The organism is Limnospira fusiformis SAG 85.79 (assembly GCF_012516315.1).
GTDB lineage: Bacteria > Cyanobacteriota > Cyanobacteriia > Cyanobacteriales > Microcoleaceae > Limnospira > Limnospira fusiformis.
Window position 1 is genome coordinate 4,515,495 of record NZ_CP051185.1, and the last position, 11,968, is coordinate 4,527,462.

Here is an 11,968-nt window from a genome sequence, read left to right on the forward strand (position 1 = left end):
TAATTAAATCTATGCTGTCGCTTCAGTTTACGCAATTTACCCGCCGGGTTATCCCCTTAGTTGCTGTGGTCTCCTTAGCTTTAGTCGGATTTACTCCGATTTTAGTTGCCATAGGTGAGGAGGTTACTACCCCAGATCCACGTCTGACAGAGGCTGATACCGCTTTTGCTGCGGGGGTAAAATTAGTACAAGAGGGATCTCCAGAATCTCTACAACAAGCCCTGGTTGAGCTTAACCAAGCCCTAATATTGTATCAACAACTGGGTTTAGGGTCTCAGGCGGCTGAGACTTTCCTGGGTTTGGGATTAGTTTATAAGACCTTGGGGGACTTGCGAGCCAGTTTAGAGGCTTATCAGGAGGCTTTGAGTTATTATCAGAGTAGCGATCGCATTTTGGATGCTGCCTATAGCCTCAACCAAATTGGCAAAATTCACTATGAGTTAGGGAATTATCAGAAAGCAGTTGAAGTCTATCAACAGGCGATTATTTTTTATACTCAAGGGGGAGATCTCCGGGGGAAAGCCTACGCTTTAAATAATTTGGGGGCGGTTTATGAACCTTTAGGGAAGTTTCAAGAAGCCCTGGAAGCCTACACCCAAGCCTTAGAATTACACGAACGGGCTAATAATAGGGTAGGATTGGCTAGTAGTCTGAATAATTTGGGTTTGCTTTATGATGCTTTGGGAAATTTTGAACTGAGTTTAGATTATTATAAGCGATCGCTTAGTTTGTGGCAAGAGTTAAATGATGTCCGTGGCGAAGCTAGTACCCTCAATAATATAGGGTTATATCATGAGTCTCAGGATGATTTCCAGCCGGCTTTACAAAGTTTTCAACAGGCTTTAGGACGATATCAGGAAATTGGCGATCTTCGCGGAGAGGCTACTACTCTTAATAATATTGGCTTTACCTATACTAGGTTGGAAAACTGGAATGCTGCACAACAGTCTTATCAGCAAGCCTTACCTTTATGGGAGGAAATTGGCAACCGTAGCGGACTGGGAAGCACTTTAAATAATATCGGTGTGGTTTCTGCTGCACTGGGAGAGTTTGACCGGGCTTTAGAATTTTATCAGCAGGCTTTAGTTATACGCCAAGAAATTGGCGATCGCTCTCGGGAAGCCCTATCTTTATATCGAATAGCGATCGCCCAGAGGGAATTAGGTAATCAAGATGATTCTTTAATGGCTATTCAAGCCGCTATTGAGATTATAGAAGACTTGCGGACTAATGTAGTTAGCCAAGATTTAAGAACCTCATTTTTTGCATCCAAACAAGAATATTATGAGTTTTATATTGACTTGTTAATGGACTTCCATCAACAAAATCCGGGACAAGGATATGATGGTTTAGCCTTAGCAGTTAGTGAACGAGCAAAAGCGCGATCGCTTTTAGATTTACTAGCCGAAATTTCCGGAGAAGTTCAAGGAGGTATTGACCCGCAAATACTAGCTGAAAAACAACAAATTCAGCAACAATTAGCCGCTGCAGAAGAACGTCGCATTCAACTACTCAGTCAACAACATACAGACTCTCAAAAAACCGCCATTGATAATGAATTAGAACAGCTACTAATTAAATACCGCAGTATTTTCGGTCAAATTCGCGCTACCAGTCCCCGCTATGCCGCCCTAACTCAACCAGAACCCTTAAATTTAGCCGAAATTCAAGAAAGCGTTATCGACAAAGACAGTGTATTGTTGGCTTATTTTGTTGGAGAAAAACGGAGTTTTCTCTGGATAGTTACTCACAACTATATTAGTAGTTATGAACTCCCAGGTCGAGAAGTTTTAGAAGCCGAAACCAAGAGGTTTAGGGATAGTTTCATTTTTGGCAATCTCAGAATTAGACGAACTTTAGCAGAAAATGCTGGTAAAAACTTGGGTCAAATTCTCCTCGAACCCTTATCTAATTATACTGATAAAAGTCGGGTTTTAATAGTACCTTATGGAGTCTTAAACTTTGTTCCTTTTGTCGCCCTCGCTTATCAATCCAGTGATGAAGAATATCGACCATTAATTATTACCAGAGAAGTCGTAACTCTCCCATCTGCTTCCGCTTTAGCGGTTCTGAGAAATGAACTTTTTGGCCGGCAACCAGCAGAAAGATACTTAGCAATTTTGGCAGATCCGGTGTTTGGCACTAATGATGAAAGATTGCATAATAATAATGAGATTACTTCAACTTCTTTGCCTCCTGATTTAGAGCAATCGGCGCGAGAGTCCGGCATCTTATTTGACCGCCTACCTTTTACACAGACGGAAGCCGAACAAATTGTATCTTTATTTCCCGCAGAATCTTTTAGCAAAGAATATGGTTTTGCGGCTACCCGCGAGGTGGCTATCAGTGATAAAATGAGTCAGTATAGAATTATTCATTATGCTACTCATGGGATACTCAACAGCCAAAATCCTGAACTGTCTGGCTTGGTGCTTTCCTTGGTTAATCCTGACGGTCAGCCTGTCAATGGTTTTGTGAGACTACATGATATTTTTAACCTAAATTTACCCGCTGATTTGGTGGTTTTAAGTGCCTGCGAAACGGGTTTAGGGCAACAGGTTAGGGGAGAAGGTTTGGTGGGACTTACGAGGGGATTTATGTATGCTGGCGCGGCGCGTGTGGTGGTGAGTTTATGGAGTGTAGATGACCAAGCTACAGCAGAATTAATGGTGTTATTCTATCGTTATATGCTCGACAATGGTCTCTCCCCCGCCGCCGCACTTCGTCAAGCACAAATTGAAATCTGGCAAAACTCTCAATGGCATTCTCCCTATTATTGGGCGGGTTTTACTATTCAGGGAGAATGGCAAAATTAGCGAGATGGTGGGTACGCGATCGCTTCATAATCACCAACCCAGGAAGTGATGAACCGCGTATTATATTAAGGATTGATGAACTGGTAGCGTCAGACCCTTGTATAATAAGTGTTATGGGAATGAATGAACCTGACGCACCAGATAGTCAATTATGGAATTGTACGCGATCGCTTGCTCATCAAAGACCTAGGAAGTGATGAACTGCGTACCTGATTAAGGATTCAATTAAAAATACTCAGATTAAGCGATCGCACTATTTCTTCAATTAAAAATAAACCGGCTACTGAATTTCCGGTATCATCAAGAGGAGGACTATAACAAGCGATCGCCCCCCAACCGGGAATCACCGATAAAACCACCCCACTGACTCCCGACTTAGTAGGGACTCCCACCCGGACCGCAAATCGACTAGAGGCTTCATATAACCCACAGGTCATCATCAATGCTTTCACCTGTCTACAGGGTTCTATCCAAGTCGGTTGAGGAGGCTGCAATAATAACATCCCCAATTTAGCCAGATCTTCCACTGTGGCAGACAAACAACAAATATGATTGTAAGCATCAATAGCAGTGATCGCATCAGAAATAGTCCCCCGGTGATATAATTCCGTAGTGATGGCATCATTACGAGAATTGGGGGCCGAACGCACAGAATTGAGCGTATCGTGATCCAATTGCAGACAACAGCCGCCCCAATGATTTAACCAATCACATAATACTTGGCATCGTGTTTGTCCATCAGGGCCAGGAAGCAACGCCGATAAAGCGATCGCACCACTATTAATCATAGGATTACGGGGCCAGCCACCATCAGCCTGCAATTGTTCCAGAGAATTGAACGGGTAATCAGAAGGTTCCATTCCCACCTGTGCAAATATGCGATCGCCCCCCAACTCTACCAACATATACAACAACAGAAATGGCTTAACCACACTCATCAGGGAAAATCTCAGATCACCATTGCCTAATAAATAACAGTTCCCCTGGGAATCTAAAACTTGAACTGCGAATGCCTTGGGACAGGCTATGGCTAACTGAGGAATATAGGTCGGTAAACTGCCTTCATCGCTGCGAGACTTAGCAGCTTCAACCCATGTCTCTAGTTGCACCAGGTTTAAACTCAATCTTGCCCGACTATTCATAGGCTTATAGATTAACCAAAACTCTATTATCTATTTTGACTCCGATTTGGGAGAGTTATATAAACCACCAGATTGAGTTTGTTATCTGTTGGCTGCTATAGTTTCTCTGAACTGCGCCGGAATATGGCAAGATGGGTTAGGGAAAAAAATAATAATTTATGCTGAATTTGTCCAAGTCCATAATGAATACCTGTAAACGCTGGCTGAAAACTGGCCTGATTGCCCTATTGCTGTGTGTTCTTTCCGTCGGTCTGAGCGCCGCTTGGTGGGATGGCGGCAATAGTACGCCAAAACGGGAAAGTGTCTTACCTGCTGGTAATGCTATTACTGATGGTAAGGCTCTCCTGCGCTATGCTCTCCCTATTGACAATGAGCCGATTCGCAAATTTCAGGGTAGCCTTGAAGAGATTGCTGATCGCATTAGGGGTAAACGCTGGAGTCCTATTAAGGGAGATATTACCACTGCTGCTAGGATTCTATCTATCAATGAAGGGGATATTTTGGCTAGTATCCCCGACGCGCGCCAAGCTGAAGCTAAGGCTATTATTGAGGAACTCAGAGCCGAAATTGAGCGAATGCGATCGGCTTTGGATGTTAAAGATGGTGAAACACTTCTAGAAACCCGCGCCTCTATGTTGTCTCAGGTGACTCAGCTTCAGGAAATGATGGTTGGAGAATTTCCTTTTGAGGTCCCCGCAGAATATGCCAATATCCCCCAACTCAAAGGCCGTGCTACCGTCAAGATGACTACCTCTGAAGGCGATATTACCCTCGTCGTCGATGGTTATAGCGCTCCGGTAACGGCCGGTAATTTTGTGGATTTGGTGCAACGTGGGTTTTATGATGGGTTGGAGTTTATCCGCTCCGAAGAGTCCTATGTTTTGCAAGTCGGAGATCCACCCGGTCCAGAGGAGGGATTTATTGACCCCGACACAGGCGAATATAGGGCTGTTCCTCTGGAAATTTTGGTGCGTGGGGACGATGAGCCTACTTATGGGATTACCCTAGAGGCGGCGGGTCGTTATCGTGATCAGCCAGTTTTGCCCTTTTCTGCTTATGGAACTGTCGCTATGGCTCGTCCTGAAAGTGACCCGGACGGCGGCTCTTCTCAGTTTTTCTTCTTCTTGTTTGAACCAGAACTGACTCCGGCGGGACTTAATTTGCTTGATGGTCGCTATTCTGTGTTTGGATATGTGACCGAAGGTAAGGAAGTTTTGCGGAATTTGACACAGGGTGATGCGATCGCATCTGCTAAGGTCATTCAAGGGTTAGAAAATTTGGTTCAACCTAAGAAGTCCGCTTAACCAAGCCTTGAAAGTGGCAATTAATAAATTGCCACTACCCACTATTATCGATGATTGTACTCTCTCATCATTTGTGCCAGCTATTATGGCTATTTTAGAATTAGTATCTGTGGCTGCTTTGGGTGTTCTCGTGGGATTATTCCTGTTTAATATCAATTCTAAACGGGAAGAACAACGCCAGCTTGATCATGCTTTTTATCAATTAATTGAATCCCAAGATGGCGAAATTTCTTTAATTCAATTAGCCGCTTTGGCGCGGGTTAGTGCTGATGTCGCTCAAGAATATTTAGACCGACAAGCCGGGGTATTTGCTGCTATTCCTGAGTTTGATCAAGATGGTAATACCTTCTATCGATTTCCCCGCCTACGGCTTCCTAAGCAGTTTCCAGAGCGATCGCCTAATCAGGATTGGTAAAACCCCCACCATAAAATCAGTATATCTATAACCTGGTAATTACCGGAAAACTCAGGAAAATTTATACAAATAGCCATCTCTCCTAAAAACAGGTTTCAAATCTATTGGCTTCACTGAAAACTGAGTTTGGTCAGGTTTGGTTAAAACAAAACTGCCACGACTCGACGGGGTGATTCTACCGATTCCTTATGTCTTATGCTTGGCTATATCCCCGGTAAGCCATCCCTTAATTGGTTTTAATGGGTTATGGCGAATCGGAAGCCTCTTGTTAGGAGCCGCTTTTTGACGACCACCGCGCCCAAAACAAGTAATTAGTAGTGGCTGGTGAGTTTTAATTTTCAACCGGGTCGGGGTGCTTTTCCCAACACAAGCCGCATCTAGCCAATGGGTTTTCGGTAATCCTTGAACCGTCCGATTATATTTTGTTAAACCTCCAGTGCCAATTTCAATGGGTAATCCAGTTAGCTTCAGGCCGTTAAACAATGCCCATCGGGTAGAGTTGACGGCCGCCGCATTTTTCAGGGGGGCCTTGGCCTGAACTAGCAACAGCTTCAAGATTTCGGGTTTGGTATCCAGAAACTCACGGGCCGACTGAGAACCTTTTTTCTGATGGCATTTATGGCAAGCAATAGCCAGATTGCTAACTCGGTCGGAACCACCCTGGCTTTTTGGCTGAATGTGTTCGATTTCTAAAGGGATATTTTTGGCACCACAGTAGGCACACTGGTGTTGCCATTTCGTCAAGAGATATTCTCTCAACTCGTATCCAAACAACACCCCTTGCTGGTATTCAACTCCAGATATTTCCGGGTTGAGCAGCTTTTGGGTGTCAAACCGTACCAACTCCATTGATATGTCCGTTATCGGACATGAGGAAATCAGTCGATTTACCCAGGTCAAGGTGGTTTCAACTCGATGTTTGAGGCTGGGAGCCAACCATCCATCTGGGCGCTTTCTGTTATTGAATCTGGCTTGACGGTAACGAGTTTTTCGGCAACGACGGTGGCGGCGAACCAGGCGACGTGCAGCTAACTTGGCTCGGATTCTATCTCCTCTATGAGCCAATTCAGCCCCCCAGATAACTGTACCTGTCTTCTGACTGACTAAGGCAATACCCGTCACTGATGCCCCTGGGTCTAACTTGACCCGTAATGGTTCATTGCCCGGGTTCTCAACGGTTTTCTTGAGGATAATTGTAAATGGATAAGTCCTAAAGACTGCGGCTAAACCCTGCTTCAAAGGCTTTCTGGCTCTAGCCGGATGAGTGGGACTTAACGGTTGCCCCAGTGTGTCAACCACAAAAACGTAATTTTGGTAATTTGGCATTTAAGCCATCTCCCATATGGGGTAATGTTTGCCTCGGTCATGTTAAAGGGGCTTTTTACGTCTAGCTCACTCGAGATTGCCAATCCACTCATCTCATTCCTTAAAGATAGACGACAGAGCAACAGGCTGGCGTTCACCTGTGGGTGTCATCACCCCCTTAACGTAGGTCTAATCCTAGACCTGCATCTTGCAGACTCTGTGAGGAGTAATTTCCGGCAGGAGCCGGAAATTACCGGATTTTATGCAAGAGTTAATAGCTGGTGGTCAACTGTTCGTTTTTTTTGATAAGTACAACGTTTGGGAAGAAAAAAATGTTATCATGGATACGAAAGGTGCGAAACGTTCGGGCATGAAATAGGGTTGAGATACCTGAAATAACCGCCCGGTAGGGACTTAAACCCCTCGGTTGAATATAAGGAGCGCACTCCTGAACATCCCTATAACTGTTTATATGTCCCGACGATTTGTATCATACGATACCAAATCAAGGCAGGGAACCCAGGGTCAAGGCACATTGTAACAAATCGTAATAATTCTTAACATAATGAGAAAGTTATGATAAAGGTGCTAAGGGTAAAAGCGATAGCCACCCCCAGTTTTGGGACTCACAATCCTAGGACTGAAGCGGGGAACGGAAGGCTCCGAGGTGTAACCTAACACCAGAATCGAGACCACTGCCAACCATCCATGATTAGGGAAACCGAATGTCTGGCTTGAACCATCGTCATTATTGAGTAGCGTAATAGGTTGCCACGCTGCGCTCAAAAGAGCAAGGGGAAAAGTAGGGTTTTCCATACAACACCTACACAGACCTTTTTAAGTACCCCGGTGGAAAGGACAAGTCTAAAGATGGAATGCCCATATAAACGGAACGTTTAAACCCCTTTTTTTTTTAGGCTCTCGGCAGGTACATCTTGTTGAGTAGTGAAAGTGTAATCGTATGCCTTTAAGGGGAAGGGATGTGACTGAAAGCCAATGCCTAATTGTAATGGTTAGGATATGCCCACTAGTCACGGTGTAGATATAGTTACTGCAATCAACAGGAGTTTAACGGCGAAAGCGAGTTTAAACACTACGATGTTGTATTTAGCTCCAAAAGTTGAAGTACAAAAGCAGGGGTTGGTAACCCTGTTCCCGTTGCCAAGGGGTATCTACATCAGGAGCCGTGTGATGCGAAAGTATCAAGCACGGTTTTGAATAGGAGTGGGGGAAGGCGACTTCCCTCTCGACCCCTACCTGCGAGACCTTCGGGTATGAAATAGAGCTGAAATGGGCGTGGGGACTACCCGGTGAGGACTTCAACCCCTTGGTTGATTGGGTCGCATCCCTGACCATCCCATAACACAGCCGGATTTTTGGGCCCACCTTCGAGACTTCCAATATGGTTGCCAAGGTGAAGCGTCTAATCAGGTCTAAGACTGCCCGAGCCATGCTGACATGGGCGCATTATCGATTCAAACTAACCCTGAGACATCAAGCGCGGAAATAACTGAACAGTTGTAGATGTGACCGAAGAATACACCAGCAAAACCTGTACTCACTGTGGTCATGTCCATTCCCAGCTAGGTGGCTCAAAAGTGTTCCGATGTCCTGAGTGCGGGTTCACTCTACCACGGGACTGGAACGGTGCTTTTGGAATCTTTCTAAAAGCTTTGCGGGATACCGCCTCTGTTACCTTAACGGGTAATAGTGCTATCGTCGCATTGTCCGGGAACAACCGGAAAAATGTCGCGTAAATGTATCAGACGGTAAAGGATTCGGGAAACCGAATCTTACTAAGATGTGCGTTTGTTTGGAGAGGTATCAACTGGGCTAAAGTTCAGCGGTACGTCTTTAAGCTCCAAAAGAGGATATACCAAGCAGCTAAATCGGGACAAGATGCAAAGGTTAGAAAGTTGCAACGTCTACTGGTGAAATCATATTATGCCCGGCTCTTAGCAGTGCGGCTGTAGGGGCGGGTTCCACGGTCAGCCATGCTTCCCAACAGTCAGCCTAATAAACCCGCCCCTCAAGCGGGTCAAGGCAAAAAGACGGCTGGAGTAGATGGGGTGATAGCGTGCGAGACGTTTAGGAATGAAATAGGGCTGCAATGCCTGAAATAACCTCCTAGTGGTACTTCCACCCCTTGGTGGAATATAAGGGATTCGCACCCCTGACCATCCCATAACTATCTATGTGTCTCAACATCTGGCTTCGACAACCAGATAAGGCAGAGAGACTCAAGGTCAAGACTGAGCGAAAAAAAAGAGGGAAGTTGTGAACCCCTTGAGTATAACGTAAGGTTGAGAGTAACGGCGGTAGCCACCCCCAATTTGAGGATTCACACTCCTAGGGTTGAAGCGGGGAACGGAAGGCGTAATAGAGGAACCTACCTCTCACTCGACCACTGCCAACCATCCATGATTAGGGAAACCGAATGTCCGGCTTGAACCATTGTAATGCGTCAGTAGCGAAATAGGTTGATACGCTGCGCTCAAAAGGGCGAGGGAAAAAAAGTAGGAGGCTGCTATAACTACCTACACAGACCTTTAAAAGTACCCCGGTGGATAGGACAAATCTAAAGATGGAATGCCCGCATAGATGGAACGTTTAAACCCCTCATTGGCTCTCAAGTGGCGGGATGTACCCGTGGAGTAGTGAAAAAGTGTAAGCGTATGCCTTTAAGGGGAAAGGATGTGATGGAAAGCTAATGCCTAACTGTAATGGTTAGGATATGCCCACTAATCACGGTGTGGATATAGAGACCGCGATAAGTAAGAGTTTAATGGCGAAAGCGAGTTTAAAGACTAACGCAAGCATATAGCTTTGAAAGTTGAGGTCATAAAGCAGGGGGTTGTAACCCTGTTCCCAGTGACAAAAGGGGTATCTACATCAGGAGCCGTGTGCTGGGAAACTTTCACGTATGGTTCTGAATGGGAGGGGATGGTGGTGACTCCATTCTCGACCCCTAACAAAATGCTCTTACCGTGAACCATGATTACTTACTGTCCAAAATTCATTGTCCCAGCATAATCAAACGCAACCTGAAACAATGGTTAAAAGCGGGAGTGCTAGACAACGGTGTATTCAAGGATACAGAAGCAGGGACACCACAAGGAGGGGTGATTAGCCCACTCCTAGCCAACATTGCACTGGATGGGATGGCTAGGTTAATTGAAACAATGTATCCCAAGAAAAAGGGAGTAATACAAGCAACCACAATAAGATACGCCGATGATTTCGTAGTAATATCACCTTCACTCGATATCATTGAACAGTGCAAAACTGCAATTTCCAAATGGTTAAAACCTGTAGGACTAGAAATCAAACCTGAAAAGAAAAGAGTGTGTCATACACTAAACCCCATACAATACGAGGGTAAAACTGAAGAGCCAGGATTCGATTTCTTAGGATTTAATATCAGACAATACCCAGTTGGAAAATACAAATCTGGAAAAACAGGTGGAATGGCAAGCCGACTCATCGGACATAAAACCTGCATAAAACCCAGCAGAAAAGCAGTTAAAGCCCACACAGAAGTGATTAAGGGTGTAATAAAAAACATAAAATAGCACCCCAGTCAACCTTGATAAGTAGACTTAACCCGATAATACGGGGATGGTCAAATTACTACTCAGGGGCAGTTTCAACCGAAACCTTCAGTAAACTAGACCACATAGTCTGGCAAATGTTAAGGGCATGGACAGCTTCAAGATGCGGAAAGGCAAACCACGATAAGTTAGGAAACTACTTCAAACGTGGAAAAATTAAACTTAGCAATGGAAAAGAAAGACAGGAAACTTGGTTATTTCAAACCAGAGATGGACTCACATTATGGCAACATGATTGGACTCCATTGGTCAGACACACGCTAGTTCGCCCGGACGCGACGCCATACGACGGAAATTGGACTTACTGGGCAACCAGAAAAGGACAAGCAATCGATACACCGACAAGAGTAGCCAAACTACTCAAAAAGCAAAAAGGTAAGTGTGCCTGGTGTGGGCAATACTTCACCCCATCAGATTTAGTTGAGGTAGACCACATTGTACCTCGAAGCCAGGGTGGTAAAGATGAGTACAAGAACCTTCAGCTATTACACCGCCACACCCGCGATGACAAAACAGCCCTAGATGAGGCTGATGCTGTGTCCTTAACAGAGGAGCAATCAAACTAGGAGCCGTGTGAAGGGAAACTTTCACGCACACCTTTTAAATTGGAGGGGTAGGTCTATCTCGACCCCTAATTGAATTGAAAATCGGTTATTTTTCCTGCCTCTGTAGGGTTGTTATAGGGTGTACCCGTCTAGTGTTTTCCCCAAGACTTAGTTTCAGAAATCTTATAGATGATGAGTAACGGAGTCGGGTGTGAGATTCCTGTTAAATTGCTTCAGGAAGACGAAAGAGGGAAACAATGAGCCAGAACCCTTGAGCGATAGCCCTTGAGAAGTAGGGTATCAATATCAAAGGGAGTTGAATCATGGCATATCATAGGATTTTAGTAGCGCTAGATAGATCGAATCATAGCGAACTGGTTTTAGAGCAGGCGATGGAACTAGCGCAAAACAACTCAGCGGAACTAATGATTTTTCACCGCCTGGAGGTGAGCGAACCGGACCCCTATGGTTTTAGCGATCTTCATGCGACTAATATTGCTCGTTACTCGCGAATTATGCAGGATCGGCTAGAGAGTGAACTGGACCAGATCCGCAGTTGGCTAACAAGTTGTACTCGTCGTGCTACGGACCAGAATATCACTGCTGACTGGAATTGGAAAATGGGGGATGCGGGGCGGTGCATTTGTCAAATAGCCAAAGACTGGAATGCGGATCTAATCGTGGTAGGACGCAGGGGATACGAGGGGGTAATTGAGGCGTTGCTGGGAAGTGTGAGCAACTTTGTGGTTCATCGCGCCCCCTGTTCGGTTTTAGTAGTACAGAGTAGCGATCGCCATTAAGAAAACATTAAGATCAAACGAAATCAAATA

General features: G+C 45.0%; 7 protein-coding genes and 4 pseudogenes. 8 read left to right on the forward strand and 3 right to left on the reverse strand.

All coding sequences use genetic code 11. The annotated features are described in order from the left end of the window. The first annotated feature begins 11 nt into the window (after window positions 1-11). A complete protein-coding gene (locus HFV01_RS21430) occupies window positions 12-2,816 on the forward strand; it encodes a CHAT domain-containing tetratricopeptide repeat protein (protein ID WP_193520368.1) in 2,805 nt (934 codons plus the stop codon). Between the two features lie 221 nt (window positions 2,817-3,037). Here the strand turns inward: HFV01_RS21430 and HFV01_RS21435 are convergent, their stop codons facing one another. Further along, the gene (locus HFV01_RS21435; protein WP_006621220.1) at window positions 3,038-3,958 is read right to left on the reverse strand and encodes a glutaminase; all 921 of its coding nucleotides are present in this window, start codon (window positions 3,956-3,958) and stop codon (window positions 3,038-3,040) included. 158 nt (window positions 3,959-4,116) lie between these two features. Here HFV01_RS21435 and HFV01_RS21440 point away from each other — a divergent pair, with 158 nt between their 5' ends. Beyond that, window positions 4,117-5,262 carry a peptidylprolyl isomerase gene (locus HFV01_RS21440; RefSeq protein WP_008057492.1) on the forward strand — a complete coding sequence of 382 codons (1,146 nt, stop codon included), beginning with the start codon at window positions 4,117-4,119 and terminating at the stop codon, window positions 5,260-5,262. 7 nt (window positions 5,263-5,269) lie between these two features. After that, window positions 5,270-5,677: a hypothetical protein gene (locus tag HFV01_RS21445; RefSeq protein WP_006621222.1), complete on the forward strand. Its 408-nt coding sequence runs from the start codon at window positions 5,270-5,272 to the stop codon at window positions 5,675-5,677. A gap of 51 nt (window positions 5,678-5,728) precedes the next feature. Here HFV01_RS21445 and iscB read toward each other — a convergent pair. Both iscB and HFV01_RS21455 read right to left on the reverse strand, forming a co-directional pair. Continuing rightward, window positions 5,729-7,003, reverse strand: a pseudogene (iscB, locus tag HFV01_RS21450) (RNA-guided endonuclease IscB). A gap of 567 nt (window positions 7,004-7,570) precedes the next feature. Next, entirely contained in the window at window positions 7,571-7,768 is a 198-nt protein-coding gene (locus HFV01_RS21455; protein WP_231296424.1) for a hypothetical protein, read from the reverse strand. A 577-nt stretch (window positions 7,769-8,345) separates the two neighbouring features. Between HFV01_RS21455 and HFV01_RS21460 the strand changes: the two are divergent. The 5 genes and pseudogenes from HFV01_RS21460 to HFV01_RS21485 all read left to right on the forward strand — a co-directional run. Then, window positions 8,346-8,739, forward strand: a pseudogene (locus HFV01_RS21460) (zinc ribbon domain-containing protein); the annotation flags it as partial. After that, on the forward strand, window positions 8,740-8,955 hold the full coding sequence (locus HFV01_RS21465) for a reverse transcriptase N-terminal domain-containing protein (RefSeq protein WP_071776838.1): 216 nt from the start codon (window positions 8,740-8,742) through the stop codon (window positions 8,953-8,955). A 21-nt stretch (window positions 8,956-8,976) separates the two neighbouring features. Further along, window positions 8,977-9,054: pseudogene (locus HFV01_RS21470) on the forward strand (HNH endonuclease); the annotation flags it as partial. Between the two features lie 915 nt (window positions 9,055-9,969). Beyond that, window positions 9,970-11,159, forward strand: a pseudogene (locus HFV01_RS21480) (group II intron reverse transcriptase); the annotation flags it as partial. Between the two features lie 302 nt (window positions 11,160-11,461). Then, window positions 11,462-11,938, forward strand: a complete 477-nt coding sequence (locus tag HFV01_RS21485; protein ID WP_006621229.1) for a universal stress protein — start codon at window positions 11,462-11,464, stop codon at window positions 11,936-11,938. Window positions 11,939-11,968 lie beyond the last annotated feature (30 nt).

Excerpts from the sequence above, each read along its gene's own strand:
- HFV01_RS21430 (WP_193520368.1), top strand. The coding sequence starts at position 12 with ATGCTGTCGCTTCAGTTTACGCAATTTACCCGCCGGGTTATCCCCTTA.
- HFV01_RS21435 (WP_006621220.1), bottom strand. The coding sequence starts at position 3,958 with ATGAATAGTCGGGCAAGATTGAGTTTAAACCTGGTGCAACTAGAGACA.
- HFV01_RS21440 (WP_008057492.1), top strand. The coding sequence starts at position 4,117 with ATGCTGAATTTGTCCAAGTCCATAATGAATACCTGTAAACGCTGGCTG.
- HFV01_RS21465 (WP_071776838.1), top strand. The coding sequence starts at position 8,740 with ATGTATCAGACGGTAAAGGATTCGGGAAACCGAATCTTACTAAGATGT.
- HFV01_RS21485 (WP_006621229.1), top strand. The coding sequence starts at position 11,462 with ATGGCATATCATAGGATTTTAGTAGCGCTAGATAGATCGAATCATAGC.